The organism is Amycolatopsis sp. NPDC004378 (assembly GCF_053602455.1).
In genome coordinates this window covers 585,924-611,855 of record NZ_JBSGDR010000001.1, presented here as the reverse complement: position 1 = coordinate 611,855, position 25,932 = coordinate 585,924, and the positions used below count along the sequence as shown (strand labels likewise).

General features: G+C 71.8%; 26 protein-coding genes and 1 tRNA gene. 12 read left to right on the top strand and 15 right to left on the bottom strand.

Going from position 1 to position 25,932, the window contains the following annotated elements; translation table 11 throughout:
• Positions 1-25: 25 nt before the first annotated feature.
• From ACWEN0_RS03025 to ACWEN0_RS03015, 3 genes are read right to left on the bottom strand one after another with little or no spacing between them, the layout of a single operon-like run.
• Positions 26-340 (bottom strand): DivIVA domain-containing protein, encoded by a 315-nt coding sequence (locus ACWEN0_RS03025; RefSeq protein WP_451968407.1) that lies wholly within the window; start codon positions 338-340, stop codon positions 26-28.
• 21 nt (positions 341-361) lie between these two features.
• Entirely contained in the window at positions 362-955 is a 594-nt protein-coding gene (pth, locus tag ACWEN0_RS03020; RefSeq protein WP_451968406.1) for an aminoacyl-tRNA hydrolase, read from the bottom strand.
• Positions 956-964: 9 nt separating this feature from the next.
• The gene (locus tag ACWEN0_RS03015; RefSeq protein ID WP_451968405.1) at positions 965-1,576 is read right to left on the bottom strand and encodes a 50S ribosomal protein L25/general stress protein Ctc; all 612 of its coding nucleotides are present in this window, start codon (positions 1,574-1,576) and stop codon (positions 965-967) included.
• A 335-nt stretch (positions 1,577-1,911) separates the two neighbouring features.
• Here ACWEN0_RS03015 and ACWEN0_RS03010 point away from each other — a divergent pair, with 335 nt between their 5' ends.
• Together ACWEN0_RS03010 and ACWEN0_RS03005 are read left to right on the top strand one after the other, a co-directional pair.
• A complete protein-coding gene (locus ACWEN0_RS03010; protein ID WP_451968403.1) occupies positions 1,912-3,027 on the top strand; it encodes a hypothetical protein in 1,116 nt (371 codons plus the stop codon).
• Positions 3,028-3,125: 98 nt separating this feature from the next.
• The gene (locus ACWEN0_RS03005) at positions 3,126-3,767 is read left to right on the top strand and encodes an NAD(P)-dependent oxidoreductase (RefSeq protein WP_451968402.1); all 642 of its coding nucleotides are present in this window, start codon (positions 3,126-3,128) and stop codon (positions 3,765-3,767) included.
• Here the strand turns inward: ACWEN0_RS03005 and ACWEN0_RS03000 are convergent.
• From ACWEN0_RS03000 to ACWEN0_RS02980, 5 genes are all read right to left on the bottom strand, one after another.
• Positions 3,761-4,621: a TIGR03621 family F420-dependent LLM class oxidoreductase gene (locus ACWEN0_RS03000; protein ID WP_451968400.1), complete on the bottom strand. Its 861-nt coding sequence runs from the start codon at positions 4,619-4,621 to the stop codon at positions 3,761-3,763. The two genes, ACWEN0_RS03005 and ACWEN0_RS03000, sit on opposite strands and share 7 nt — an antisense overlap.
• 64 nt (positions 4,622-4,685) lie before the next feature.
• A complete protein-coding gene (locus tag ACWEN0_RS02995; RefSeq protein WP_451968399.1) occupies positions 4,686-5,666 on the bottom strand; it encodes a ribose-phosphate diphosphokinase in 981 nt (326 codons plus the stop codon).
• On the bottom strand, positions 5,663-7,135 hold the full coding sequence (glmU, locus tag ACWEN0_RS02990; protein WP_451968397.1) for a bifunctional UDP-N-acetylglucosamine diphosphorylase/glucosamine-1-phosphate N-acetyltransferase GlmU: 1,473 nt from the start codon (positions 7,133-7,135) through the stop codon (positions 5,663-5,665). The genes ACWEN0_RS02995 and glmU overlap by 4 nt, the downstream gene beginning before the upstream one ends.
• A 48-nt stretch (positions 7,136-7,183) precedes the next feature.
• Entirely contained in the window at positions 7,184-8,938 is a 1,755-nt protein-coding gene (locus ACWEN0_RS02985) for a diguanylate cyclase domain-containing protein (protein WP_451968395.1), read from the bottom strand.
• A 39-nt stretch (positions 8,939-8,977) separates the two neighbouring features.
• Positions 8,978-9,049: transfer RNA gene (locus ACWEN0_RS02980), tRNA-Gln, on the bottom strand.
• A gap of 204 nt (positions 9,050-9,253) precedes the next feature.
• Here ACWEN0_RS02980 and ACWEN0_RS02975 point away from each other — a divergent pair.
• Both ACWEN0_RS02975 and ACWEN0_RS02970 read left to right on the top strand, forming a co-directional pair.
• Positions 9,254-10,219 (top strand): acyl-CoA desaturase, encoded by a 966-nt coding sequence (locus ACWEN0_RS02975; RefSeq protein WP_451968393.1) that lies wholly within the window; start codon positions 9,254-9,256, stop codon positions 10,217-10,219.
• Between the two features lie 95 nt (positions 10,220-10,314).
• Positions 10,315-10,908: a TetR/AcrR family transcriptional regulator gene (locus ACWEN0_RS02970; RefSeq protein WP_286003625.1), complete on the top strand. Its 594-nt coding sequence runs from the start codon at positions 10,315-10,317 to the stop codon at positions 10,906-10,908.
• A gap of 69 nt (positions 10,909-10,977) precedes the next feature.
• Here ACWEN0_RS02970 and ACWEN0_RS02965 read toward each other — a convergent pair whose 3' ends face one another.
• The 5 genes from ACWEN0_RS02965 to ACWEN0_RS02945 form a co-directional block, all read right to left on the bottom strand.
• Positions 10,978-11,370 (bottom strand): NUDIX hydrolase, encoded by a 393-nt coding sequence (locus ACWEN0_RS02965; RefSeq protein ID WP_451969830.1) that lies wholly within the window; start codon positions 11,368-11,370, stop codon positions 10,978-10,980.
• A 245-nt stretch (positions 11,371-11,615) separates the two neighbouring features.
• Positions 11,616-12,797 (bottom strand): PQQ-dependent sugar dehydrogenase, encoded by a 1,182-nt coding sequence (locus ACWEN0_RS02960; protein WP_451968391.1) that lies wholly within the window; start codon positions 12,795-12,797, stop codon positions 11,616-11,618.
• A 16-nt stretch (positions 12,798-12,813) separates the two neighbouring features.
• Positions 12,814-13,656 carry an alpha/beta fold hydrolase gene (locus ACWEN0_RS02955; RefSeq protein WP_451968389.1) on the bottom strand — a complete coding sequence of 281 codons (843 nt, stop codon included), beginning with the start codon at positions 13,654-13,656 and terminating at the stop codon, positions 12,814-12,816.
• 46 nt (positions 13,657-13,702) lie between these two features.
• Positions 13,703-14,359, bottom strand: a complete 657-nt coding sequence (locus ACWEN0_RS02950; protein ID WP_451968387.1) for a response regulator — start codon at positions 14,357-14,359, stop codon at positions 13,703-13,705.
• On the bottom strand, positions 14,356-15,474 hold the full coding sequence (locus tag ACWEN0_RS02945) for a sensor histidine kinase (RefSeq protein ID WP_451968385.1): 1,119 nt from the start codon (positions 15,472-15,474) through the stop codon (positions 14,356-14,358). The genes ACWEN0_RS02950 and ACWEN0_RS02945 overlap by 4 nt, the downstream gene beginning before the upstream one ends.
• A gap of 131 nt (positions 15,475-15,605) precedes the next feature.
• Here ACWEN0_RS02945 and ACWEN0_RS02940 point away from each other — a divergent pair, with 131 nt between their 5' ends.
• Complete coding sequence (locus tag ACWEN0_RS02940) at positions 15,606-16,202, top strand: class I SAM-dependent methyltransferase (protein ID WP_451968383.1); 597 nt, start codon at positions 15,606-15,608, stop codon at positions 16,200-16,202.
• Positions 16,174-16,662, top strand: a complete 489-nt coding sequence (locus ACWEN0_RS02935; protein ID WP_451968381.1) for a DedA family protein — start codon at positions 16,174-16,176, stop codon at positions 16,660-16,662. The genes ACWEN0_RS02940 and ACWEN0_RS02935 overlap by 29 nt, the downstream gene beginning before the upstream one ends.
• Here ACWEN0_RS02935 and ACWEN0_RS02930 read toward each other — a convergent pair.
• Entirely contained in the window at positions 16,638-17,411 is a 774-nt protein-coding gene (locus tag ACWEN0_RS02930; protein ID WP_451968379.1) for an MmyB family transcriptional regulator, read from the bottom strand. The genes ACWEN0_RS02935 and ACWEN0_RS02930 overlap by 25 nt on opposite strands.
• Positions 17,412-17,476: 65 nt before the next feature.
• On the opposite strand from ACWEN0_RS02930, the gene ACWEN0_RS02925 reads away from it, so the two are divergent.
• Positions 17,477-18,394, top strand: a complete 918-nt coding sequence (locus ACWEN0_RS02925; RefSeq protein WP_451968378.1) for an LLM class flavin-dependent oxidoreductase — start codon at positions 17,477-17,479, stop codon at positions 18,392-18,394.
• A gap of 52 nt (positions 18,395-18,446) precedes the next feature.
• Positions 18,447-22,004 (top strand): transcription-repair coupling factor, encoded by a 3,558-nt coding sequence (mfd, locus tag ACWEN0_RS02920; RefSeq protein WP_451969829.1) that lies wholly within the window; start codon positions 18,447-18,449, stop codon positions 22,002-22,004.
• A 62-nt stretch (positions 22,005-22,066) separates the two neighbouring features.
• On the opposite strand, the gene ACWEN0_RS02915 is transcribed toward mfd, so the two are convergent.
• Positions 22,067-22,474, bottom strand: a complete 408-nt coding sequence (locus ACWEN0_RS02915; RefSeq protein WP_451968377.1) for a hypothetical protein — start codon at positions 22,472-22,474, stop codon at positions 22,067-22,069.
• A gap of 85 nt (positions 22,475-22,559) precedes the next feature.
• Here ACWEN0_RS02915 and ACWEN0_RS02910 point away from each other — a divergent pair, with 85 nt between their 5' ends.
• The 4 genes from ACWEN0_RS02910 to ACWEN0_RS02895 are packed head-to-tail and all read left to right on the top strand — an operon-like array spanning position 22,560 to position 25,932.
• Positions 22,560-23,585 (top strand): hypothetical protein, encoded by a 1,026-nt coding sequence (locus ACWEN0_RS02910; protein WP_451968376.1) that lies wholly within the window; start codon positions 22,560-22,562, stop codon positions 23,583-23,585.
• Entirely contained in the window at positions 23,582-24,508 is a 927-nt protein-coding gene (locus ACWEN0_RS02905) for a MazG family protein (RefSeq protein ID WP_451968375.1), read from the top strand. The genes ACWEN0_RS02910 and ACWEN0_RS02905 overlap by 4 nt, the downstream gene beginning before the upstream one ends.
• Positions 24,509-24,568: 60 nt before the next feature.
• Entirely contained in the window at positions 24,569-25,129 is a 561-nt protein-coding gene (locus ACWEN0_RS02900; protein WP_451968373.1) for an RNA polymerase sigma factor, read from the top strand.
• Positions 25,126-25,932, top strand: coding sequence for a zf-HC2 domain-containing protein (locus ACWEN0_RS02895; RefSeq protein ID WP_451968372.1), 807 nt, complete (start codon positions 25,126-25,128; stop codon positions 25,930-25,932). The genes ACWEN0_RS02900 and ACWEN0_RS02895 overlap by 4 nt, the downstream gene beginning before the upstream one ends.

Below are 25,932 nucleotides of genomic sequence, written 5' to 3'. Positions count from 1 at the left end.
GCGCTGTGTGGCCGGTCTCACAGCGTCAGGTGCGGCCGAACCACTTCCGCGGGCCCTGCGGCCGCGGCTCCTCGGCCGCCGGCCGCGGGTTCCGCAGCGCCACCAGCGCGGCCTCGGCCTCGTCCAGGAACAGGTCGACCTGGGCCTGGTCGTAGCTGCGCATGCCGACCGGCATGATCGTGAAGTCGACGTAGTGGATGTCGTCGGGCGTGAGGATGTTCCGCCCGGACAGTGCTTCCGCGATCAGGTCGAGGAACGCGTCGACCTCGTCCTCGTTGTAGCCGCGCCGGCCGAACCGGGGTTTGCCGAACGCGATCGCCCGGACTTCGTCAGGGGTCATGGCTTCACCTTGCCACCGATGTCAGCCCGCATGGAAGGCGTTCTGCGCGGCCGCGAGGCCGGTGCCGACCAGCGCCTCCGTCGCGTCCGCGCAGCGGTCCACCTCGAACGGGAGCTCCTTGCGCTCGACCGTCGAGAAGTCCTTCAGCACGAAGTCCGCCGGGTCCTGGCGGCCGGGCGGGCGGCCGATGCCGAACCGGACCCGGTAGTAGTCGCGGGTGCCCAGCGACTTGGTGATCGAGCGGAGTCCGTTGTGGCCGTTGTCGCCGCCGCCGAACTTCAGCTTCAGCGCGCCGAAGTCGACGTCCAGCTCGTCGTGCACCACCACCACGCCGGACGGCGGCACCTTGTAGAACCGCGCCGCGCCGACCACCGGCCCGCCGGAGAGGTTCATGTAGGACCGCGGCTTCACGAGCACCACGCGGCGGCCGCCCAGCCGGCCTTCGAGGACCTCGCCACCGGTCTTGTGCGCCTTGAACCTGCCGCCGATCCGCGCGGCGAGCTCGTCCAGCACCATGAACCCGACGTTGTGCCGGTTCCCGGCGTACTGGGGCCCGGGATTGCCGAGGCCGGCGAGCAGGATCAGCTCGCCGGCCCCGGGGAGGTCTTCGGTCATGCGGAGATGTTATTCGGCCGCTTCGGCGGACTCTTCACCCTCGGTCGAAGCCGCGGCCTCGTCCTCCGGCAGCTCCTCGCGCTGCGGCTCGGCGATGGCCACGATCAGGGCCTCGCCGTCGGTGACCAGCGTCGCGCCCTTCGGCAGGGCGACGTCGGCGGCGGTGATCTGGGTGCCCAGCTCGGCGCCCTCGACGGAGACCTCGACCTGGTCGGGGATGTGCAGCGCCTCGACCTCGATCTGGATGGCGTCGAGGTCCTGGTTGACCAGGGTGCCCGGGGCCGGGGTGCCGGAGACGACGACCGGGACGTCGACGGTGACCTTCTCGCCGCGCTTGACGACCAGCAGGTCGACGTGCTCGATGTAGTTCTTCAGCGGGTGCACGACGATGGTCTTGGTGAGGGCCAGCTCGCTGTTGCCCTCCAGGTCCAGCGTGATGACGGCGTTGGAGCCGTTCTCGCGGACGACGCGGGCGAACTCGATGGCCGGCAGCGCGAAGTGCCGCGGGTCCGAGCCGTGGCCGTACAGGACGGCGGGGATCTTGCCGGCGCGACGCGTGCGACGCGCGGCGCCCTTGCCGAACTCGGTGCGCGGCTCGACGGACAGACGTACCTCGGACACGGTGTGGCACTCCTTCAAATCAAGACAGCATGCGGCGGCGGGGATGGCCGGTGTTTTCTTCTCAGGCGGTTGCGTTCGGCGGCGAGTTTCCGGGCGTGCACGACGACGGGGGCTACTCGAGCCGCCGCGTCGATCACGCCGGGCACCCCAGAAGGGCCCCGCCTCGCCGAGACAACCTCAAGAGTGTAAACCAACCTCATCACGGTGGGTTGCGGCGGGGGCCCGCGCCAGGCTAGAACCCTCCCAGAAACCCGGGCGCGTGACGACACGAATCCGGTGGCGGGACCGAACCGGCCGAGGTGTTCTCGGGTACGCCGGGAGAGCAGGGGGCGGAAATGCGGGCACGACGGGCCACGGCGGCGGCGGTGCTGCTGCTGGGCGGACTGCTGGCCGGCTGCCAGGTGGCGGTCCCCGGCAGCGCCGGTGTCTCCGCCGCGGGCCGGCAGACGGCCGACCGGCGCGCCGAACAGCGCGCCGCGGTCGACGCGGCCCTGACCGCGCTGGGCCAGGCGCCCGCGCTCTCGCTGAAGGCGACGACCAACGGCGCCGAGCAGCAGTTCCGCGTCACCCGCGGCGGGACCGCGGCCGGTGGTTTGCCGATCGAAGGCCGGGTCGTCCAGGTGACCGCCGCCGCGGGCCAGTTCTACCTGCAGGCCGACCCGGAGTACTGGAAGGCGCACGCGATCGACGAGGGCACGCAGTTCGGCACGAGCTGGGTGCGGTCGCTCGGCTCCGAGCTGCCCTTCGACCCGGCGGCCCGGTTCGCGCCCCAGGCCCTCGCCGACGGGCTGCGCAAGGCGCTCCCCGGGCTCGACCGGCTGAGCGACCCGGTCATGGCGAAGCTCCCCGACGGCACCGAGGTCTACCAGCTCGGTGCCGCCCCGAGCGTTCTGCGCGTCACCACCGCCAAGCCGAACCGGGTCGTCAGCTTCGCCCCGGCGCTGCTCGACCCGCAGAACGGGCCGAAGTTCGGCGCCGAGTTCCGCGTCGCCCCGCTGGCCGGCGACGCCCTCAAGACGTTCCACACCGACCTGGACGCCGCCGTCGCCGGGCTGGGGCAGCCGTTCGAAGGGCTGGTGCAGGCCAGCGCCGTCGTCACGAACGACAAGCTCGACTGCAAGGACTTCGTCGGCTCCTGCACGACGACGGTCGACGTCTCCACCAGCGTCGTCGGCTCACCGTCCTCGGGCGGCAAGAGCGTCATCCACATCAACCTCTCGGTCGAGGTGAGCGCCGACGCGCTCGGCTCGCAGACGTGCACGACGACGGCCGACGCCGAGCCGTACGCCACGGTGAAGATGTCCTGCACGGTCAACTTCAAGCTGCCCAACCGCACGGCGAGCTACCAGGTGCTGTCGAAGCCGAACGCCGTCGCGGAGGTCCGCGCGGCCCTCGACGTCAACGCGGTGAAGCAGCAGGTCGCGGCGGAGTTCGCCGGCCTGGGCGGCTGAGCTGGACACCTACCCGGGGGTGCGTTGCTCCCGTTGAAGTAGGCGATCTTCCGTTCCTACCATCGGCCTCGAAGGCCGACTACGAACAGGGAGATCCCATGGCCAAGCTGGTGGTTTTCGGGGGGACCGGGTACGCCGGTGGCAAGATCGGCGCCGAGGCGGTGCGCCGCGGTCACGAGGTGGTCGGCGTCGCGCGCCACCCGGGTTCGGCGCCCGAGGGCGTCGACGAGCGGCAGGGTTCGCTGCACGACGAGGAGCTCGTGGCGGAGCTGGCGAAGGACGCCGACGTGTTCGTCGTCGCCACCCCGGCCCGCGCGCTCGACGGCAAGAAGCTCATCGAGGCCGTGCCGGCGCTGGCCCGGATCGCGCGCGAGCACGAAGTCCGGCTGTCGTTCGTCGGTGGCGCGGCTAGCCTGCTCGTCGCCGAGGGCGGCCCGCGGCTGTTCGACACCCCGGAGTTCCCGGCCGAGTACAAGGACGAGGCCGGCAGCCACGCCGAGGTGCTCGGCCTGCTGCGCGAGCAGCCCGAGGGCCTCGACTGGTTCTACGTCAGCCCCGCCGCCGAGTTCGGCGCCTGGACCCCCGGGGAACGCACGGGCACCTACCGCGTCGGCGGCGACGTCCTGGTGACCGACGAGAACGGCAGGTCCCACATCGGCGGCGACGACTTCGCGATCGCGTACGTCGACGAGATCGAGCAGCCGAAGCACCACCGCGCGCGGTTCACCGTCGCTTACTGAAGTTCCCGGATCACCGGCGCGAAGGTCTCGAGGAACGGTTCGAACACCGTGATGTACGAGAAGCCGTAGCGCTCGCGCCGCTGTTCGAGCTGCCCGGCGATCTCCCCGACGGTGCCCAGCAGGAGCTGGGGCGCGTCGAGGAGGTCCCGGGCGTCGGCGACGGCGCTGCGTTCGGTCAGCTCGTGCCACGCTTCGGCGGCTTTCTCGCGGTCTTCGGTGATCTCGACGTGCTGGACGAGCATGTTGTGTTCGACCTCGCGGCTGGTCCTGGCCCGGAAGTACCGCACCCGTTCGTCCATCGCGGTGTCGAGCTCGAACGTGCCGGGCGGCTTGCCGGGCTGCTGCTTCAAGCCCGCGAAGCCGACGACGTCCGCGTGCTCGGCGGCCAGGTCCAGGACGCCGTCGCTGTTGCCCGCGATCAGCAGCCGCGGGTGCGCGATGCCCTCGTCTTCGAAGTGCCTGCGCAGGTGGCCGAGGCTCTCTTCGAGATAGGCGATCCGGTCCGCGGCCTGCCGCCAGGGGAGGCCCGCGTTGTCGAACTCGGCCTTCATGTGCCCGGCGCCGAGGCCGAGGTCGAGGCGCCCGTCGAGCAGCGCGGCCGTCGAAGACGCTTCGCGTGCGAAGAGCGCGAAGTTGTAGAAGGGCACATTGGACACGAGCGTGCCGAGCCGCGGCCGTTCGGTGACGGCGGCCGCCATGGCCAGCACCGGGAACGGCGCGAACCGCCCGGTGCCGAGGTGGTCGGGCACGGTGATGACGTCGTAGCCGAGTTCCTCGGCGCGGCGGCACTTGGCGATCCACGCGTCCCGGCTGCCGATCTCGCGGAAGCTGACGCCGAACTTGAAGTTCCCCATGCCGGCGACGGTAGCGCCGGAAACCCCCGCCGGGCGCGGAGTTTCGCGCCCGGCGGACGGGTCGTCAGGCGTTGCCGTCGAAGAGGGACGTCACCGAGCCGTCTTCGAAGACCTGCTGGATCGCCTCCGCCAGCATCGGGGCGATCGACAGGACTGTCAGGCCCTCGAACCGCTTCTCGTCCGGGATCGGCAGCGAGTTCGTCACGATGACCTCGCGCGCCTTGCACTGCGAAAGCCGCTCGGTCGCCGGGTCGGACAGGATGCCGTGGGTCGTCGCGATGACGACGTCCGCCGCGCCCTCGTCGATCAGCGCTTCCGTCGCCTTCACGATCGTGCCGCCGGTGTCGATCATGTCGTCGATCAGGACGCAGAGCTTGCCCTCGACCTTGCCGACCACGCGGTTGGCCACGGCCTGGTTCGGCTTGTCCGGGTCGCGCGTCTTGTGGATGAACGCGATCGGGCGGTCACCCAGCTGCTGGGCCCACTTCTCCGCCAGCCGCACGCGGCCCGAGTCCGGGGAGACGACCGTGATGTCGGCGTCGCCGTAGGTGGCCTTGATGTGGTCGGCCAGCACGGTCTGCGCCATCAGGTGGTCGACCGGGCCGTCGAAGAAGCCCTGGATCTGCGCGGTGTGCAGGTCGACCGTCATGATCCGGTCGGCGCCCGCGGTCTTGAACAGGTCCGCGATCAGCCGCGCCGAGATCGGCTCGCGGCCCTTGTGCTTCTTGTCCTGGCGCGCGTACGGGTAGAACGGCATCACCACGGTGATCCGCTTCGCGCTCGCCCGCTTGAGCGCGTCCACCATGATCAGCTGCTCCATCACGTACTCGTTGATGGGCGTGGTGTGCGCCTGGATGACGAAGGCGTCGGTGCCGCGGACGGACTCCTCGAAGCGGACGAACAGCTCGCCGTTGGCGAACGTGTGCGCCGTCTGCGGGGTGATCGTCACGTTGAGGTGCTTGGCGACCTCTTCGGCGAGCTCCTGGTGTGCACGCCCGGAGAAGAGCATCAGGTTCTTCTTCGGCGTGCCGGACTTCGGACTCATGCTGGCGACTCCCCGTCGGTTCCTGCTTCTGACTCGGCGTCGAGCGCGGCCTGGGCCGCCTCGGCCGCGGGCGTGCCCGGCCTGCGCCGGACCGCCCAGCCTTCGATGGTGCGCTGCGGCGGCGCGGACACCGCGAGAGCGCCCGGTGGGACGTCCTCCCGGATCACCGCGCCGGCTCCACTGTAAGCGCCGTCGCCCACCTGCACCGGGGCGACGAAGGTGTTGTCGGCACCCAACCGGACATACGACCCGATAACGGTCCGGTGCTTGTTCACCCCGTCGTAGTTCACGAACACGCTCGAGCAGCCGATGTTGCTGTGCTCGCCGATCGTGGCGTCGCCGACGTAGGTCAGGTGCGGCACCTTCGTGCCGGCGCCGATGTCGGCCGCCTTCGTCTCGACGAACGCGCCGAGCTTGCCCTTCTCACCCAGCTTGGTGCCGGGCCGCAGGTAGGTGAACGGGCCGACGTTGACGCGGTCGCCCAGCTCGGAGTCGGAGCCGTGGACCCGCACGACCGACGCGCCGGCGCCGATCCGCACGTTCGTCAGCGTGCTGTCCGGCCCGACCGTGCTGCCCTCGCCGACCGACGTGGTGCCCTTGAGCTGCACGTTCGGTTCGAGGACGACGTCGCGGGAGAGGGTCACGCCCGCGTCGATCCAGGTCGTGGCCGGGTCGACGACGGTGACGCCCTCGCGCTGCCAGCGCCGCACGATCCGGCGGTTCAGCTCGGCGCCGAGGACCGACAGCTGGACGCGGTCGTTCACGCCCTCGGTCAGCCACGGATCGTCGACGACGAGCGCGCCGACGTGCAGCCCGTCGCCGTTCGCGATGCCGAGGACGTCGGTGAGGTACAGCTCGCCCTGCGCGTTGTCGGTCGACAGGCGCGAAAGGCCGTCGCGCAGAACGGCGGCGTCGAAGGCGTACACACCCGAGTTGATCTCGGTGATTTCCGCCTGCGCCGGGGTGGCGTCCTTGTGCTCGACGATGCCGGTGACCTTGCCGTCGGTGTCGCGCACGATCCGGCCGTAGCCGGTCGGGTCGGCGACGACCGCGGTGAGCACGGTGACCGCGTTCTTCGCCTCGGTGTGCTCCTCGAGCAGCGAGCGCAGCGTGTCGGTGTCGAGCAGCGGGACGTCGCCGTAGCTGACGATCACCGTGCCCGTGAGGTCCGCCGGCAGCGTCGCGAGCGCGCAGGACACGGCGTGGCCGGTGCCCTTCTGCTCGGCCTGGACCGCGGTGCCGACCTCGCGGCCGAGCGCGGTGGCGACCTCGGCGAGCCGGGCGCCGACGGCTTCGCGACCGTGGCCGGTCACGACGACGAGGTGCTCGGGGGACAGGCCGGCGGCGGCCCGGACGGCGTGCTCGACGAGGGGCCGCCCGGCGATCGGGTGCAGCACCTTCGGGGTCGAAGAACGCATGCGGGTGCCCTCACCCGCGGCGAGGATCAACGTGCTCAGCGGGCCGGTCAACGGCGCTCCCAACGGTTACCAACGTGTGGCTTCTGTCGGGCACCGATCCTAACCGGGCTCTTCGGCGTCCCACGCGGGGTCGGTGGGAGGGCCTTCGCCCGCCCACGCCGCGGCCGGGTCGGCGGCCATCGAGTTGGCCGACGCGACCTGGTTGCCGCCGCCGCGTTTTGCCTGGTACATGGCCGCATCCGCGCGCGCGAGGACCTGTTCGCCGCGCTCCTGCGGCCGCAGCGAGACGAGCCCGATCGAGAGCGTGACGCCGTGCGAGAGGTGGTGCGGCAGACCTGCGACGGACTTCACTGCGCGGCCGAGCGCCATCTTCGCCGCCGACGCCGGCGTGCCCGGGAGCAGGACGATGAACTCGTCGCCGCCGTAGCGCGCCACGAGGTCGTCACCGCGCAGGGCGTCACGAAGCGTGCTCGCGACGACGCGCAGCACGTTGTCGCCTTCGGCGTGCGACTGCTTGTCGTTGACGCCCTTGAACCCGTCGAGGTCGACGAGCGCGACGGCGAGAGGCTGCGCGTCGGCCGACGACGCGAGCTGGCGCAGCTTCTCGTCCAGCGCGCGCCGGTTCGGCAGGCCGGTGAGCGGGTCCTGCAGCGCCTGCTGGGTGATCGCGCCGTGTTCGGCGGACAGCCGTTCGTGCTCGCGGCGGGCGTTCAGCGTGGCGATCTGCGACTCGCGCAGGCTCCACATCTCGGTCTCGAGCCGGGTCGCGTAGTCGATCAGCGACTGGCTGGCGCCGGACGCGTAGTCCGGGCTCGTGTCGAGCCGGGCGAGCTCGCGCGCGATGTTCAGCCGCATCGACGGCTGGGACGTGTCGTCGGTCAGCGACTCGCGGGCCGACCGCAGGACGCCGAGCGCCTCCTCGCGGTGGCCCGCCTTGTCCAGGCAGCGGGCCAGCGCGATCGTCACGATCTCGCGTTCGCCCGGGTAGGCGGTGCCTTCGTGGAGCCGCCGGAGCCGGTCGACCTGGTCCTCGCTGGGCCGGTGCAGCGCGAGCGCGGCGGCGAGCACGCCGACCTGCTCGACGGCTTCGACGCCGGCCCGGCGCGGGAACAGCGACTCGCTGTAGGGCCCTTCGATGGCCATCGACATCGACGCGGCGGTCCGGAACTTCTCGGCGCTCTCGTCGTACTCTTCGATCCGCTCCAGCCGCAGGCCCCAGCCGAGCAGCATCTTCACGCGGTTCAGCAGCTGCAGGGTGATCTCGTGCGGGCTGGCGCTTTCGCGGATCGCGGCGGCGGCGCGGCTGCTGACCTCTTCGGCGGACTCGTACACGCCGAGCTGGTTCAGCACGATCCAGCAGTCGTTCAGCGTCGACCACAGCATCCGGTTCCACGCGCGGACCCCGACCTGCCGGTCCGGCGTCGCGGAGTCGTCGAGGATGGCGAGCGCGCGGGCGATCTCGGTGAGCGCGGCGTCTTCCTGCGCGGCGAGCACGAGCCGGCGCCCCCGCAGGGCGTGCGCGTCGGCGCGCAGCAGGGCCAGGCCGTGCCGCCGGGTGTGCGCGAGCATTTCGTCGAGCCGCGGCTCCGCTTCGGCGGCCAGGCCCTTCGTGATCAGGCGCGCGGTCGCGGACGCGCGCAGCAGCTGCGCGACGAGCAGGGGTTCCCCGCGCCGCTGGGTCTCGTCGAGCAGCTCGTCCATCAGCGAGACGATTTCGAGCTGCTGCGGGTATTCGGAGCGCTGGATCGCGGCGGTCAGCTCGCGCGCGCGCCCGACGAGCCACGCGTCGGACATCTCGACCAGCGCGGGCCGCCTGGCCGATACCGGGTCGGTCGCCTCTTCGGTCAGCGCCAACCTCCCGGTGTCGTGGGTTTCGGGGTTCTCGTGCTGCTGCTCCGCCGCCAGGATTCGAACCTGAACTGTCAGAACCAAAATCTGAAGTGCTGCCGATTACACTACGGCGGATCGAACCTGGTCAGGATAGCGACGATCGGGTGTCGTCCGCGCGGGGGATGCGTTACCGGGCCGTCCGCGGGGTACTTCGCTCCGAAGCACCGGTGTGAGCGTTCAGGCACTCCCCAGGCACCCGAACCTCCTGTACCGTAACTTACGGCATCGTAGGTTAGGTCACCCTTTGTAAAGGGCACCCTGTAGGAAGAAGTGAAGCGTATGACGGCCACGCTCGACCGATCGCAGCCCACCGGGGAGCCACCGGCTCCGAAGGGGCCCAAACCCGTCATCGAAGGCACGCGCGGGATCGGCGTGCAGCTGTCGGTCTACTTCGGCGTCATCGCGCCGCTGGTGGCCCTGCTGGTCGCCGTGCCGTTCGCCTGGGGCTGGGGACTGAGCTGGGTCGACGTCGGCATCTTCGTGGTGTTCTACGCGATCAGCGGGCTGGGCATCACGGTGTCCTACCACCGTTACTTCACGCACGGCTCGTTCAAGGCCAAGCAGTGGCTGCGCGTGGTCATGGCCATCGCGGGCAGCATCGCCCTGCAGGGCCCGGTGATCACCTGGGTCGCCGACCACCGTCGCCACCACGCGTTCTCCGACCGCGACGGCGACCCGCACTCGCCGTGGGCGTTCGGCACCTCGCCGTGGGCCATCGCGAAGGGCTTCTGGCACGCGCACATGGGCTGGCTGTTCGAGCGCGACCAGACCAACGCGGAGCGCTTCGCGCCCGACTTGGTGAAGGATCCGGCCATCAAGAAGGTCGACGAGCTGTTCTGGCTGTGGTCCCTGGTGAGCCTGCTGCTGCCGGCGCTGCTGGGCGGCCTGATCTCGTGGTCGCTCTGGGGCGCGGTCACCGCGTTCTTCTGGGCGGGCCTGGTGCGCATCTGCGTGCTGCACCACGTGACGTGGTCGGTCAACTCGATCTGCCACATGATCGGCGAGCGCCCGTTCGCCGCGCGCGACAAGTCGGCGAACTTCTGGCCGCTGGCGATCTTCAGCTTCGGCGAGTCGTGGCACAACCTGCACCACGCCGACCCGACGTCCGCGCGCCACGGCGTCAAGCGCGGCCAGATCGACATCTCCGCGCGGCTGATCTGGATCTTCGAGAAGTTCGGCTGGGTGCACGACGTCCGCTGGCCGACCCCGCAGCGGCTGGCCCGTATCAAGATGGAAAAGGGCTAGTCAACTAGGCTGCTCTGGTGGCGGGGAGACGACGGTCGAAGCGTGAGCAGCAGGTCACCGGGGCGCGTCCGGTCGCCCCGGTGACCCGGGTCCGGATGACCGGCAGCGAGCGGCGCCAGCAGCTGCTCAACGTGGCGCGGGCCCTGTTCGCCGAAAAAGGGTTCGACGGCACGTCGATCGAGGAGATCGCGCACCGCGCCAACGTGTCGAAACCCGTGGTGTACGAACACTTCGGCGGCAAAGAGGGCATCTACGCGGTGGTCGTCGACCGCGAAACCCAGCTCCTGCTCGACCGCATGGTCTCGACCCTCCACGGCGGCCACCCCCGCGTGATGCTGGAGCAGGCGGCGACGGCACTGCTGTCCTACGTCGAGGATTCCCACGACGGCTTCCGCATCCTGGTCCGCGACTCCCCGGTGGCCAGTTCGACGGGCACGTTTTCCACGGTCCTCAACGACATCGCGAGCCAGGTGGAGCACATCCTGGCCCAGCAGTTCGCGGCCCGCGGCTACGACGAGAAACTGGCTGCCCTGTACGCGCAGGCACTGGTGGGCATGGTCGCGCTGACGGGCCAGTGGTGGCTGGACGCCCGCAAACCGAAGCGCGACGAGGTCGCAGCGCACCTCGTGAACCTGGCTTGGAACGGCTTGTCGCACCTGGAGCACAAACCGAAGCTGCGGCTGGGGTGAGCGTTTCCGGCGCGGGGCCGGGCGTGCCGAAACTGCGCCCGTTCAGCGCGGACGTCGCCGGGTTCCTGGCTACTTGAGCCGGCCGGTCTCACGCAGGTGGTCGAAGATCAGCTGCGCCACCAACGACACCCGCGGCCGGTCCGCGTGGGTCAGCCAGGCGATCTCCTCGATCTCGCTGTTCGCCCGCAGCGTCCCGGTGTACTCCGCCCGGTAGGCCGTCGTGCGGACCACGGTGCCCGCCGCCTTGCCGTGGGCCTGGCCTTCGAACGTGCCCGCCGGCTCGATCGTCGACGGGGTGATCTCGACGTCCAGCTCCTCGCGGATCTCCCGCACCAGCGTCTCGGCGTCCGTCTCGCCCGGCTCGCGCTTGCCGCCCGGGAGGTAGAACTTGTCCTTGCCGCGGGAGCGTGCGGCCAGGACGCGGCCGTCCGCGACGTGGATCCAGGCGATCTTGTCGATCACGGTCATGGCCCGATCCTAGGCGCGGGGTGGGAGCCGTGGGCAGGTGGAGCTGGAGGCCGGTCCCCGTCCGCCAGGTCGGCGGTGGCGCACGGGGACCGGCGCGGTGCTGCCGCGGGAAAACCATCTTCGGACCGCGTCCAACACTCGTCGGGGGCGGGCGAAACTCTTGGTGTGAACCATGTTCCGCGATCCGCCACCCGCGGCGGAAGTGCCCACGGCACCGGACGGCCGTGGCTTTCTCACGGTCAGGCGGGGGTGACCCTCAGGAGCTTGTCGTCGGTGCCGTCCGACGTGGTCACGTACAACGCCCCGTCCGGGCCGCTGCGGACCGCCCGCAGACGGCCGAACTTGTCGTCGAACTCCGGTGGCAGGGTGACGTCGAGGACCTTGCCCGCCGCGTCCAAGTGGTACAGCAGCAGCTTCTGGCCCTTCAACGCCACCACGACGAGCGCGCCGTCGTCCTTGCCCCACTGCGCACCCGTCAGGAAGGCGTCGCCGCTGATCGCCTCGGTGATCTTGCCGGACGTCCACAGTGGACTGACCGCGTCCGGGAAGCGCTTGAGGTCGGTCATCGGGACGCTCTCGTCGTAGTTGGAGTCCGTGCCGCCCTTGGACGGGTCCCAGCCGTAGTTGGCGCCCGGCTTCAGCAGGTTGACCTCGTCGTCGAAGGCCGGCCCGTGCTCGGCCGTGATCACCTGGCCGCTGCCCGGGCGGATCGCCACGCCCTGGACGTTGCGGTGCCCGTAGGTGTAGATCAGCCGCTCGTGCGGGTCGGCCGAAGTGATGAACGGGTTGTCCGGCAACGGGTTCCCGGTCTTCGCGTCCAGCCGCAGCACCTTGCCGCCGAGGGAGTGGCGGTCCTGCGCGACGGTCGAGCGCGCGGTGTCGCCGGTGCCGACGAGCAGCGCGCCGTCCGGCGCGAACGTCGGCCGGCAGCCCGAGTGCCGGCCGCTCGGGTTCACCGGCAGCCCGGTGAGCAGGTTCTTCACCTTCGTCGCGCTGGCGCCGTCCTCGGCGAGCTTCCAGGTGACCAGCCGGATGTCGACGGCCTTGCCGCCCTCCTGGTGGTCCTGGCAGGTGATGAACTCGCGGCTGGTCGCGAAGTCCGGGCTGATGACCATGCCGAGCAGCCCGCCTTCGCCCTGCACGAGGACGTCGGAGAAGTCGGCCTTGACGTCGGCCGCCTTCCCGCCGCGGATCAGCGCGAGCTTGCCGGGCCGCTGCGGCACGAGGATGCCGCCGTCGGGCAGGAAGCCGATGTCCCAGCCGTGCTGCAATCCGGCGGTGACCGTCTCGACCTTGAACTTCCCGGTCGACGCCGCCGGCGTGGCCGCGGCCGGGACGCTCTGGACGGGCGCGCTCGACGCGCCCGAGCAGCCCGCGACCAGCAGGGACACCGCACCGATGAGACCCAGCACACGCCGCATACGGTTCATCCTGCCATCAAGCGGTGAAATCGCCGTTCGCCGCGACCGCCGTGAGGAAGTCCAGGTCGCGCGAGCCCGGGATGTAGTGCCCCGTGCCGGGCACCAGGTCCACTTCGGCGCCCGCCGCCTCGAGCCAGCGGTGCGTCGTCGCGGAGTCGGCCATTGTGTCGTCCGCCCCGGCGACGGCGTACACCGGCATGGTCAGCCGGGCCAGCGCCGCGTCGCCGAAGACCGGGAACGGCCCGGTGCGGTACCGGTAGTGCGCGGACACCAGCAGCTGGTGCTCGACGATCGGCGACGTCCCCGGTTCGCCGAGCACGCCGGCCACCGACTTCCGCCGTCCCTTCTCACCGAATAGCGACAGCAACATCGCCTTGACGACGAAGCCCTTCTTCATCGGGCCGAGGCCGATCGGGCACCGCAACGCCAGCGCGGCGACGCGCTCGGGCCGCCGGGTCGCGTAGTCCAGCGCGAGCCAGCCGCCGAACGACGACGTCAGGAAGGCCGCCCGCGCCACCGCGAAGTGGTCCAGCACCGCGTCCAGCCACCGCGCGTACCGGTCGCCGTCCAGTGGCGGCCGCGTCTCGGCGCTCAGTCCGGGCTCGCCGATGATGTCGACGGCGTGCACCCGGAACCGCTCGGCGAGCGCCGGGATCCGCTCGGCCCATTCCGCGGAGTTGCTGCCGGAGCCGTGCAGCAGCACCAGTGGTGGTGCGCTCGCCGGGCCCGTGACCAGCACGAACGTCTCGCCTTCGGGGGTCGGCACGCGCACCTGGTCGTGGGCGGGCCACGCCGTCAGGGCGTCGAGGTAGCGCTCACGCAGCAGGCGCGCTCCGGCTTCGGACTTGTATATCGTCATGCAAAGTACTCTAACGCTCCCTATAAAGAGGATAAATAAGGAGTGATCAGGAGCCGGGTCGCACCAGCCCGGATTCGTAGGCGAACACCACCGCGTGCACCCGGTCGCGCAGGCGCAGCTTGCCGAGGATCCGGCCGACGTGCGTCTTCACGGTCGTCTCGCCGATGTAGAGCTTCGCGGCGATCTCGCCGTTGGACAGGCCACGCGCGATGAGGCCCAAGACGTCCTTCTCGCGTTCGGTCAGCACCTCGAGCTTCGCGACGTCCACCGGGTCGCGGTCGTCGGCGAGGTAGCGGTCGAGCAGCCGCCGCGTGACCGAAGGCGAGACCATCGCGTCGCCGCGCAGCACCCCGCGGATCGCCACGAGCATCTCTTCGGACGGCGCGTCCTTCACCAGGAAGCCGCTGGCGCCGGCGCGCAACGCGGCGTACGCGTACTCGTCGAGGTCGAACGTCGTGATGATCAGGACGCGCACGTCCGGCAGCTCGGCGCAGATCCGCCCGGTCGCCGCGACGCCGTCGAGCACCGGCATCCGGACGTCCATCAGCACGAGGTCCGGCCGCAGCGCCCGGGCCTTCGCGACGGCCTCTTCGCCGTTCGCCGCCTCGGCCGCGACGACGAGGTCGTCCTGGCTTTCGACGATCATCCGCAGCCCGACGCGCACCAGCTCCTGGTCGTCGCAGAGCAGGACCCGGGTGCTCACGGCCGCACCACCAGGCTCGCGCCCACGCGGTAGCCGCCGTCCGGCCGCGGGCCGGCCGCCAGCTCGCCGTGGAACATCTCGACGCGCTGGCGCATCCCGGCCAGCCCGCGCCCGGACGACGGCAGCGTCGCGACGGGCGCGGCGCGGCCACCGGTGTTCGTCACCTCGATCCGGATCCCGTCCGGCTCGAACGCGACGTCGACGCGGCCGGTCGCGTCGGCGGGGGCGTGCTTGATCATGTTGGTCAGTGCCTCCTGGACGATCCGGTACGCCTGCAGCGCGGCGCTCGCGGGCAGCCCGGCCGGGTCGCCGGTGACCTCGAGCGTGACGGGGCGGCCGCACTGCTCGACGAGCCCGCGCAGCTCGGCGACGGTCGGCTGGGGACGGCGCGCCCCCGGGCCCGCGTGCAGTACTTCGAGGAGCCGCCGGAGCTCGGCCAGCGCGTCCCGGCCCGTGCGGCCGATCGTGTCGAGCGTCCGGTCGACGGCTTCGGGGTCGCGGTGCCGCGCGAGCTTCGCGCCCTCGGCGTTCAGCACGATCACGCTCATGCTGTGCGCCAGGACGTCGTGCAGCTCGCGCGCGATCCGGGTGCGCTCCTCCGCGATCGCCGCCCGGGCCTGCGCTTCGGCGCGCCGGTTCTCTTCCGCGGTCAGCTGCGCCTTCGCGTGGAAGAACTCCCCGAGCGCCCACGCGGCGAAGTGGATCGGGAGGATGATGACGACGTTCAGGACCGGGTTCTGCGTGTCGGGGCCCCGGCCGATCCCCCACAACACGTCGAGCGCGAGGATCCCGGCCGCGGTCAGCGCGGCGAACCGCCGGTCGCCTCGCTGGACGAGGTTGAACAGCACGACGGCCATGCTCAGCTCGGCGCGGCCACGGTCGTACGCCCAGACCCCGTTCGCGTAGGCGGCGAGCGTGGCCGCCAGGACGAGCACCGCGACCGTGCGCGGGTACCGGCGGCGGACCAGCAGGGGGAGCAGGAACAGCATCGGGATCGCGCGCAGCACCCACGGGTCCTGGCCAGTCCAGCCGGGCGCGAGGAAGACGAACACGGCGTACAGGGGCAAGTCCACCGTCCACCGGTGCCTGCGCACCCACTTCACGAGCCGTTCCACGCGCCGAACGTAACGCGGCGACGCGGCCCACGGCGTCATCCCGGCGGCTCGACCTGGTCCTCCCGCGGGAGGAGGGAACCGGTCGCTCCGACGGATTCGCGGCCACCCCCGGCGAACCTAGCGTCGGGGTCATGTCGATCACCAGGGAGTTCTTCCGCCACCCGATGCTGACGGGCGCCATCGCGCCGAGCTCGCCACGGCTGGCCGGGACGATGACGGCGGGCCTCGGCCTGGAGCGCGCGGCCCGCGTCGCCGAACTCGGGCCCGGTACCGGCGTGTTCACCGAAGCGGTCCTCGCGCTGCTTCGCCCCGAAGCGCGGCTGACGGCCGTCGAGATCAACCCGCGATTCGCCGGCGAGCTTCGCCGGCGGTTTCCCCAGGTCGACGTCGTCGCGGGATCGGCCGAACACCTCGCGCCGGACGGCTTCGACGTCGTCGTCTCGGGCCTGCCGTGGACGGCGATGGCCGCGGACCGGCAGCACGGCATCCTTGACGCGGTCACGGCGGCGCTGGCGCCGAACGGCCGGTTCACGACGTTCGCGTACGCCCACGCGGCCTGGACGCCACCCGCGCGTCGCTTCGCCGCTTCGCTGCGAAGCCGTTTCGCAGTCGTAGAGCGCACTTCGGTCGTCTGGGGGAACCTGCCGCCCGCGTTCGTCTACCGTGCGGCGCTGCCGGTGGCGGTGGGGAGGACCCGGCGTGGACAGCCTGCTGCGGCCACTGCTTGACGCGCCGCCGGCGGCCGTCTACCTCGTCTGCGCGCTGCTGATCACCGCGGAAACCGCGCTGCTGCCGGGAATCGTGCTGCCGACGCTGTCGGCGCTGCTCCTGATGGGCTACCTCGCGCAGCGGGGCACGCTCCACCTCGGACTCGCGCTGGCCGTGGCCGTCGCGGCCGCCGTCCTGGGCGACCAGCTCGCGTACTTCGAAGGGCGGTGGTGGGGGCCGCGGCTGGCGCGTCGCGTCGGCCGGGACCGCTGGGCCCGCGCCGAAGCGGCGATCGCGCGCTACGGCGTCCCGGCGGTGGTCGCGGGCCGGTGCCTGGCCGGGCTGCGGACGGTGGTCCCGCGCGTCGCGGGTTCGGCGGCGATGCCGTACCGGCGGTTCGCCGCGGGCAGCGCGGGCGCGGCGGTGCTGTGGGCGAGCGCGGAGCTGCTGGCGGGTCAGGTGACGGCGATGGTGGTCTGAAGGCGTTCCGCGGTCTCGGCGTCCGCGGGCAGGAACGTCTCCAGCTTCAGCTCCGACACCGTGACGTCGGCCGCGGTCGCGAACGTCGTGATCGCGGTGATCAGCCGCAGCTCACCGACCGAAGTGGACAGTCGCACGGGGACGGCGAAACCGAGGTGGCCGTCGCCCGGCGGGTGGTGCGGCGGCAGGTAGCCCGTCAGCTCGGCGAGCTGCGCGGCCAGCCGGTCGTCCGGGGTGCGCGCGAGGTCGTTGCGGAGGCGCTCGAGGATGTGCCGGGCCCAGTCGTCGAGGTTGCGCACGCGTGGCGCCATCCCGCGCGGGTGCAGCGCGAGCCGCAGCGTGTCGACCGGCTCGCGCAGCAGTTCGGGCGCGACGTCTTCGACGAGCAGGGCGAACGCGTCGTTCTTCGCGACGAGCACGCCGTAGCGGTCGACGACGATCGCGGGGTAGGGCCGGTGGCCGTCCAGGAGCCGCCGCAGCCCGTCGAGCACCGGCCGGATCGCGGGGTCGTCGAGCCGGGTTTCGGGGTACGTCGGCGCGTAGCCGGCGGCGTGCAGGAGGCCGTTGCGCTCGCGCAGGGGGAGTTCGAGCGACTCCGCGACGCGCAGCACCATGCCGCGGCCGGGCAGCGAGCGCCCGCTCTCCATGAAGCTGACGTGCCGCTGCGTCGTCCCCGCGCGCAGGGCGAGGTCGAGCTGGCTGAGCCGGCGCCTCGTGCGCCAGTCCTTGAGCGCGGTTCCGAAGTCCACGGGTCCATCTTCGTCATTCCCCGTGGGGAATTGAGCCGTTTCCCGGATTCGGCGAGGGTCCGGGTATGACGAAACACGGCCTGGTCGTGCCGACCTACCAGCCCATCCTCGACGCCGGGCGGACCGCGCCCGAGCTGGTCGACGTCGCGGTCGCCGCCGAAGAGCTCGGGCTCGACTCGGTGTGGGTGGGCGACACCCTCGCACGCGCTCCGCTCGACGCCTTGACCGTTTTGGGGGCCTTCGCGGCCCGGACCTCACGGGTGACGCTGGGGACGGCCGCGCTGCTCCCGGCCCTGCGGGACCCGGTGCTCTCGGCGAACCAGCTGCTGTCGCTCGACCTGCTGAGCGGCGGCCGGCTGACGGTGGCCGTCGGCGCCGGGTTCGCCGGGCGGAGCGAGCCCGAGTTCGCGTTCGCGGGCGTTCCGTGGGCGCGGCGGCGGGCCCGGCTGGACGACATCGTGGGGCTGTGGCGGGCCGCGTGGCGCGGGGAGACGTCGTTCCACGGGCCGGTGCTGCACTACGACTCGCTGCCGTCCTACCCGGCGCCCGCACGCGCCGGCGGCCCGCCGGTGTGGCTGGCGGCGTACACGCCGGGTGCGCTGGAGCGCGTCGGCCGGCTGTACGACGGCTGGCTGCCGTACCCGCCCGACCCGGCGGACTACGCGTCGGGCCTGGCGCGAATCCGGTCGTCGCGCCCGATGACCCCGGCCTTGTTCGCGACGGTGCTGGTGGAGGACGACCCTTCCCGCGGCCGCGCGCTGCTCGAGGAGTACTGCCGGCGGAACTACGGCATGCCGGCCGGCTTCGTCCAGGGGATCCAGCTGCAGGTGACGGGATCCGCGCCGGAGGTGGCCGCCCGGCTGCGGGAATACGAAGGCGCGGAGCACTTCCTGCTGCGGATCGCGAGCACCGACCCGAAGGTGTTCGACGAGCAGCTGCCCCGGCTCGCGGAGGTGGTGGAACTGCTGCGCGACCAGCCGTGATCGGAAACCTGTCGGGGGTGGCACGTAGGCTGGGACCGTGACCGACGCTCCACTGTCCGGACTCCTCACCGCCATCCTTCCCGACCCGGCCCTGCGCGGCGTGGTCGAGCGCGCCGGTGCGCCGCTGCTCGAGCTCCAGGGCCCGATCGCCGCCCGTCAGCTCGTCGCCGCCGCCCTGGCCACCGACGAGGGCGCGGCCAAGCCCGTCCTCGCCGTCACCGCCACCGGCCGCGAGGCCGACGAGCTGACCGCGTCCCTCGGCGCCCTCCTCGGCAAGTCGAGAGTCGCCGATTTCCCCAGCTGGGAGACCCTCCCGCACGAACGCCTCTCGCCGCGCGCCGACACCGTCGGCCGCCGGCTGGAGGTGCTGCACCGGCTGAAGACCGAGGACGACACCCTGCGCGTCGTCGTCGCGACCGTCCGCAGCCTCATCCAGCCGATGGCGCCCGGCCTCGGCTCGCTCGAGCCGATCGACCTGGTCGTCGGCGAGGAGCAGCCGTTCGAAGCGCTGCTCGAACGGCTCGTCGAGCTGGCCTACACCCGCGTCGACATGGTCGAGAAGCGCGGCGAGTTCGCGGTCCGCGGCGGCATCCTCGACCTGTTCGGGCCGACCGCGCAGCACCCCGTCCGCGTCGAGTTCTGGGGCGACGAGGTCAGCGAGATCCGCGCGTTCGCCGTCTCCGACCAGCGGTCGCTGCCCGGCGAGATCCCGCGCGTCACCGCGCCGCCGTGCCGTGAGCTGCTGCTCACCGCGCCGGTCAAGGAGAAGGCCGCGGAGCTGGCGAAGACGTACGAAGCGGACGCGCACCTGGCCGAGATGCTCACCAAGCTCGCCGACGGCATCCCGGTCGAGGGCATGGAAGCCCTCATCCCGGTGCTCTGCGAAGGCGAGCTGGAGCTGCTCACCGACGCGATGCCGGTGGGCACCCACGTCCTGCTCACCGACCCGGAGAAGATCCGCGCCCGCGCCGCCGACCTCGTCCGCACCGGCCAGGAGTTCCTCGAGGCGTCGTGGACGACGGCCGCGGCGGGCGGCCAGGCCCCGATCGACCTCGGCGCGTCCGCCTACCGCGGCCTCGAAGAGATCGCCACGCACGCCCAGGACACCAAGCGCCCCTGGTGGACGCTCACCCAGCTGACCAGCGAAGACCCCGACGTCTTCCGCGTCTCCGTCGAGGCCGCGCCGTCCTACCGCGGCGAGCTCGAGCGCGCGATGGCGGACCTGCGGGCGCACACCGCGGCGGGCGGCACGGCGGTGCTCGTCGTCGCCGGCCAGGGCACCGCGGCGCGCGCGGTCGAGCAGCTGAGCGGCGCCGACGTCCCGGCGACGCAGGCGGGCGACGGCCTCACCGGCGCCCCGGCCCCGGGCATGGTCACGGTCACCTGCGGCGGCCTCACCGACGGCTTCGTCTCGCCGGAGCGCGCTCTGGTCGTGCTGAGCGAAGCGGACCTCACCGGCCGCGGCGCGGGGGCCGGAACGTCCACAAAGGACCTCAACACCAAGATGCCGTCCCGGCGGCGCAACGCGGTCGACCCGCTGGCGCTCAAGGCGGGCGACTACGTCGTGCACGACCAGCACGGCATCGGCCGGTTCGTCGAGATGGTCCAGCGGACGGTCGCCGGCGCGACGCGCGAGTACCTGCTGCTCGAGTACGCGTCGTCCAAGCGCGGCCACCCGGGTGACCGGCTGTTCGTGCCCACCGACCAGCTCGACGAGGTCTCCCGCTACGTCGGCGGCGAGCTGCCCACGCTCAACAAGCTCGGCGGCTCCGACTGGAAGAACACCAAGGCCAAGGCCAAGAAGGCGGTCAAGGAGATCGCGGCCGAGCTGGTCCAGCTCTACGCCGCGCGCCAAGCCGCGCCCGGGCACGCCTTCGGCCCGGACACGCCGTGGCAGCACGAGCTGGAAGACGCGTTCCCGTTCACGGAGACGAACGACCAGCTCGCCGCGATCGACGAGGTCAAGGCGGACATGGAACGCGGCGTCCCGATGGACCGCGTCATCTGCGGTGACGTCGGCTACGGCAAGACGGAGATCGCCGTCCGGGCCGCGTTCAAGGCGGTGCAGGACGGCAAGCAGGTCGCCGTGCTGGTCCCGACGACGCTGCTCGCCCAGCAGCACCTGAACACCTTCCACGAGCGGATGCGCTCGTTCCCGGTGACGATCAAGGGCTTGTCCCGCTTCACGAACAAGGCGGAGTCGGACGCGATCCTCGAGCAGCTCGCCGGCGGCGAGGTCGACATCGTGATCGGCACGCACCGGCTGCTGCAGACGGGCATCCGCTACAAGGACCTCGGGCTCGTGATCGTCGACGAGGAGCAGCGCTTCGGCGTCGAGCACAAGGAGCACATCAAGGCGCTGCGCACGCACGTCGACGTGCTCACGATGTCGGCGACGCCGATCCCGCGGACGCTGGAGATGTCCCTGGCGGGCATCCGCGAGATGTCGACGATCCTGACCCCGCCGGAGGACCGGCACCCGATCTTGACGTACGTCGGCGCGTACGACGACAAGCAGGTCGGCGCGGCGATCCGCCGTGAACTGCTGCGTGACGGCCAGGTCTTCTACGTCCACAACCGCGTGTCGTCGATCGAGAAGGCGGCGCGGCGGATCCGGGAGCTGGTGCCGGAGGCACGGGTCGTCACCGCGCACGGCCAGATGAACGAGGAAAAGCTCGAAAAGATCATCCAGGGCTTCTGGGAGAACGAGTACGACGTCCTGGTGTGCACCACGATCGTCGAGACCGGCCTGGACATCTCGAACGCGAACACGCTGCTCGTCGAGCGCGGTGACCTGCTCGGTCTGGCTCAGCTGCACCAGCTTCGCGGCCGCGTCGGGCGAGGGCGGGAGCGCGGGTACGCGTACTTCCTGTACCCGCCGGAGGCGCCGCTGACGGAGACGGCGCACGACCGGCTGGCCACGATCGCCCAGAACACCGAGCTGGGCGCGGGCATGGCGGTCGCGATGAAGGACCTCGAGATCCGCGGCGCGGGCAACATCCTGGGCGCGGAGCAGTCCGGGCACATCGCGGGCGTCGGGTTCGACCTGTACGTGCGGTTGGTCGGCGAAGCGGTGGACGCGTTCCGCCGCCACGCGGGCGCGGAGCCGGCGGAGGACGAGGAGCTCGCGGAGGTCCGCGTCGACCTCCCGATCGACGCGCACATCCCGCACGACTACGTCCCGGGCGAGCGGCTGCGGCTGGAGGCGTACCGCAAGATCGCGGCGGCGCCGGACACCGAGGGCCTGGACGCGGTCCGCGAAGAGCTGATCGACCGCTACGGCCAGCCGCCGGCACCGGTGAACCGCCTGCTGGCGGTGGCGCGGTTCCGGCACACGTGCCGCGAGGCGGGCGTGACGGAGGTGGCGGTCCAGGGCACCACGATCCGCTTCGCCCCGCTGCCCCTGGCCGATTCGCAGATGGTCCGCTTGAAGCGGCTGTACCCGAAGGCGATGTTCAAGGCCGTGACGAACACGGTCTCGGTCCCGAAGCCGACGGAGGGCCCCGCGGGAGGCCGCATGGGCGCCCCCACCCTGCGGGACGAGGAACTGCTGGACTGGTGCACGAAGCTGCTCACGCAGCTCACGAAGAAGCCGGCGGCGGTGAGCTAGACGGTCACGGCCCGGTGCAGGAGACCGCCGCGGCGGCACGCGAAACGGCGGTCGTGCTGCGCTCAGCCGACTTCGCTGAACATCGGCGGCAAAGCCTCCGCCAGCCCCATCTTCACCGACTCCACCGGCACCGGAACGGCGCCCGCCCCGGCCATCGGCAACGGCCGGGGCTTCCGCGGCATCCGGGATCCCGCACCGCCGCCGCGTCCCGGGTACACGAGCAGGCCGCGCGCCGGGTCGGGCACCGCGTCCAGCGCCGCCGTCACGACCGGCAGCGTCCGGAACGCGTCCCGCCAGGCCTCCGCCGTGAATTCGATCTCCAGCACCACACCCCACCGGTGTTCGTGCCAGACCCACTGCTCCGCGCCGTTCGTCAACGCGGCTTCGGTGAGCGCGTCACCGTAGGCGAGCCGCCACTTCGTGGCCGAGTGCTCACCGTCGAACACCTCGATGGTCAGCCAGTGGTCCATAAGTCGACATTACCGCCGGCGACATCCCATGGGTGTTGCGTTTCGGGTGCGATGGTGTGAGAGGGTATGCGCTGTGATGCGGATCATGGGGCGCCCTCGCGCGCTGGTCGCGGTCGTTGCCGGTGCTCTTCTGCTCGCCGGGTGCGGTTCGGGCCCCAGCCAGGTCGGCAGCGCGGTCATCGTCGGCGACCGGTCGGTGGGGCTCGACCAGGTCCAGTCGATGATCGACCAGGCCGTCCGCGAGCAGCCGTACGCGCAGAAGCTCGCCCGTGAGCACAAGCTCGACCTGCTCGGCCGTGAGATCGTCCGGCAGACGGTCCTCCACGAGCTGACCTTGCGTGCCGCGCAGAAGGAAGGCCTCGTCGCCGACCAGGCGAAGATCGCCGGCCTGGCCGCGCAGGAGAACGCCACGCCGGTCGGTGACACCGGGCAGGGCGACGGCGTCGCGGTCACGCAGATCGTCTCGAAGCTGCGCGACCGCAACGAGGTCGCGAGCGACGTCGTCCTCGAGATGCAGCTCGCCCAGAAGTACCTGCCGAAGCTGTCGGTCAGCGCGGACTACGTCGGCATCAGCGCGACGAGCGACACCGACCCGGAGGCGCGTGCCCGCGCGCTCGACCTCGCGAAGCAGTTCGCGGCCGACCCGGGCAAGATCCAGGGCACGATCCAGCAGGCCGGCCAGGAAGCCCAGCAGGCGCAGCAGACCGGCGCGCCCGGCGCCGGCGGCTTCTCGGACGCGGGCATGACCGAGCTCTTCGGTGCCGCGCAGTACCTCGCGCTCGCGCAGACCCCGCTCTTCGGGTCCCCGGCGAACAGCGTCGTCGCGTTCCAGGCGCGGATGCCGTCGAAGCCCGACTGGTACATCTTCGTCGTCCGCGCCCGCGGCACCGACAAGCCCGTCCCGGCCGACCAGGAAGCGCAGAAGCCCACCGACCAGCAGCTGACCTCGATCGGCACCCGCTTCCTGCAGGCCTACCTGCCGGACGCCGGGCTGCGCGTCAACCCCCGGTACGGCGTGTGGGATGTTGTGGGCATGAACCTCGTGCCGAACCAGGACGCCACCAAGGGCGCGGTGCTGCCCTTGAGCGGTGCCGCACCCGCGAAGCAGTGAGCACGGGCGTCGTCGTAGTCGTCCGTGGGGCGACGCTGCCCGCCGCGGCGCTCAAGATCCTTCGTGACTCCACCGCCGTGTACGCGGCGACCGACGTCGACGCGAGCGTGTTCGGCGTCCCGGCCGTCACGGAGGCCCTTTCGCTGAAGGACATCGTGCTGCTCGCCGGATCCCGGGACGAGCCCGCGGCGTCCCTGCTCATCGCGACCGGTGCCGAGGTCATCGAGACGCCGGTGCCGCCGCTCGTCGAGGCCGCTGGCGTCATGGACCGCCTCCGCTCGCCCGGTGGTTGCCCGTGGGACGCGGCCCAGACGCACGAATCCCTGCGGCAGTACCTGGTCGAAGAAACCTACGAGCTGCTCGACGCCATCGAGTCGGGCGACCGGGAAGCGCTGCGCGAAGAGCTCGGCGACGTCCTGCTCCAGGTGCTCTTCCACGCCCGGCTCGCCGCGGAAGACGCCGACAACCCGTTCGACATCGACGACGTCGCCGGCGGGCTCGTCGAGAAGCTGGTCGGCCGGCACCCGCACGTGTTCGCCGACGGCGACCGGGTGCACACGGTCGAGCACCAGAACGTCAAGTGGGAAGAGCTGAAGCAGCAGGAGAAACGCCGTTTGTCCATTGTGGACGGCGTCGCGCTCGGCCAGCCCGCTGTGGCGCTCGCCGGCAAGCTCGGGCAGCGTTCCGGGCGCGCGGGCATCCCGCTCGACCTGTTCCCGGCCGGTACCGGCGCCGCCGCCCAGCTGTTCCGCGTCGCCGCGACGGCGCGCCGCTCGGGCGTCGACCCGGAAGGCGAGCTGCGGGCGCTGGCGAAGCAGTTCGCGGCCGACGTCCGGGCCGCCGAGCAGGCCGCCCGCGACGCCGGGCTGGAGCCGACGACCCTGGAGGCCGACGGCTGGCGGAAGTTCTGGCCGTCGAGCTGAGTGTGACGCAGCACACATTCGGGTGAGAACCGGTTCCGATCACCCGGCGTCTTGCCTGGTGTGAGCCGACACCAGCCACCCGAAGGCGCCGACGAGGAGCACCTCGTCCGGCGCACGGCGAAGGGCGACCGCGCGGCGTTCGAGGAGCTCTACCGCCGCACGTCGCCCTGGCTCGCCGTGCGCCTGCGCCGCCGGTGCGCGGACGAGCAGGTCGTCGCCGAGGTCATGCAGGAGACGTACCTGGCCGTCTGGCGCGCGGCCGGCTCGTTCGCGGGGGCCGCGACCGGCGGCAGCGCGGTCGGCTGGGTGTGGACGATCGCGGCGCGCCGGCTGGTCGACGCGTTCCGCCGCCGGGCGCACCACGCGCAGCCGCCGCCGGTGGCGGCCTTCGACGTCGCGCCGGTGCCGGCGGCGGAGGACGTCGCACTGGCGGTGACGATGGGCGACGACGTCGGGGACGCGCTGCGCGACCTCGCGCCGGAGCTGCGGGCGGTGCTGCAGGCGATGGTGCTCGACGGGCTGAGCGTCCGCGAGACGGCCGTCCTGCTCGGCCTGCCGGAAGGAACCGTCAAGACCCGGGCCCGCCGGGCGCGGATCGCGATGCGGGAGGCACTGTCATGAACCATGCGTCGGACCGGCTCATCGCCGGGTACGCGGCGGGCGACGACCTCCCGGGCGACCAGCTTTGGGGCCTCGAAGCGCACCTCGAGACCTGCCCGGTGTGCCGGGCGCGGCTCGCCGAGGTGGCGCCCGTCCAGCCGGTGGTCGACGTCGTCTGGAACCGGCTGCAGGCCGAGATCGAGCTCCCGGGCGAGCCGTTCCACGCGCCCGGGCCGCGGCCGCGGCGGCACCGGCGGCTCGTCACCTGGGTCACGCCGGCGACGGTGCCGTGGCTGGCGATGATCGGGCTGGTCACGCTGCTCGCCGTGGTGCTCGACCAGGTCTGGAATTCGGTGTTCGACGTGACGGGGGTGCAGCTCTTCGCGCCGGTGCTGCCGGTGTTCGGGGTGGCGGCGTCGTGGGCCCGGGGGCTCGACCCGGCGTACGAAGTCGTCGCCGCGACGCCGCGGGCGGGGCTCTACCTGGTCGTCCGGCGGACGGTGGCGGTGCTCGCCGTCGTCCTGCCGGTGCTCGGGGTGGCCGGCTGGCTCACCGGCACCGCGCCGGCGCTCTGGCTGCTGCCGAGCCTGGCGTTCACCACGGGAACGCTCGCCCTCGGCGGGCTGATCGGGATCAGCCGCGCGGCGTACGCGCTGATCGCGCTGTGGGTCGCGATCGTCGTGCTGCCGACGTTCGCGGTGCCGGGACAGACGTTCGCGCTCGGCACCGGCGCGCTGCCGGTCTGGGCCGGAATCTTCGCGCTGACCTCGGTGGTCGTCGTCCTGCACAAGGCGGCGTTCACCCGGCTCGGCGCGTACCACTAG

Excerpts from the sequence above, each read along its gene's own strand:
- ACWEN0_RS03025 (WP_451968407.1), bottom strand. The coding sequence starts at position 340 with ATGACCCCTGACGAAGTCCGGGCGATCGCGTTCGGCAAACCCCGGTTC.
- pth (WP_451968406.1), bottom strand. The coding sequence starts at position 955 with ATGACCGAAGACCTCCCCGGGGCCGGCGAGCTGATCCTGCTCGCCGGC.
- ACWEN0_RS03010 (WP_451968403.1), top strand. The coding sequence starts at position 1,912 with ATGCGGGCACGACGGGCCACGGCGGCGGCGGTGCTGCTGCTGGGCGGA.
- ACWEN0_RS03005 (WP_451968402.1), top strand. The coding sequence starts at position 3,126 with ATGGCCAAGCTGGTGGTTTTCGGGGGGACCGGGTACGCCGGTGGCAAG.
- ACWEN0_RS03000 (WP_451968400.1), bottom strand. The coding sequence starts at position 4,621 with ATGGGGAACTTCAAGTTCGGCGTCAGCTTCCGCGAGATCGGCAGCCGG.
- ACWEN0_RS02995 (WP_451968399.1), bottom strand. The coding sequence starts at position 5,666 with ATGAGTCCGAAGTCCGGCACGCCGAAGAAGAACCTGATGCTCTTCTCC.
- ACWEN0_RS02975 (WP_451968393.1), top strand. The coding sequence starts at position 9,254 with ATGACGGCCACGCTCGACCGATCGCAGCCCACCGGGGAGCCACCGGCT.
- ACWEN0_RS02970 (WP_286003625.1), top strand. The coding sequence starts at position 10,315 with ATGACCGGCAGCGAGCGGCGCCAGCAGCTGCTCAACGTGGCGCGGGCC.
- ACWEN0_RS02960 (WP_451968391.1), bottom strand. The coding sequence starts at position 12,797 with ATGCGGCGTGTGCTGGGTCTCATCGGTGCGGTGTCCCTGCTGGTCGCG.
- ACWEN0_RS02955 (WP_451968389.1), bottom strand. The coding sequence starts at position 13,656 with ATGACGATATACAAGTCCGAAGCCGGAGCGCGCCTGCTGCGTGAGCGC.
- ACWEN0_RS02940 (WP_451968383.1), top strand. The coding sequence starts at position 15,606 with ATGTCGATCACCAGGGAGTTCTTCCGCCACCCGATGCTGACGGGCGCC.
- ACWEN0_RS02925 (WP_451968378.1), top strand. The coding sequence starts at position 17,477 with ATGACGAAACACGGCCTGGTCGTGCCGACCTACCAGCCCATCCTCGAC.
- ACWEN0_RS02915 (WP_451968377.1), bottom strand. The coding sequence starts at position 22,474 with ATGGACCACTGGCTGACCATCGAGGTGTTCGACGGTGAGCACTCGGCC.
- ACWEN0_RS02910 (WP_451968376.1), top strand. The coding sequence starts at position 22,560 with ATGGGGCGCCCTCGCGCGCTGGTCGCGGTCGTTGCCGGTGCTCTTCTG.
- ACWEN0_RS02895 (WP_451968372.1), top strand. The coding sequence starts at position 25,126 with ATGAACCATGCGTCGGACCGGCTCATCGCCGGGTACGCGGCGGGCGAC.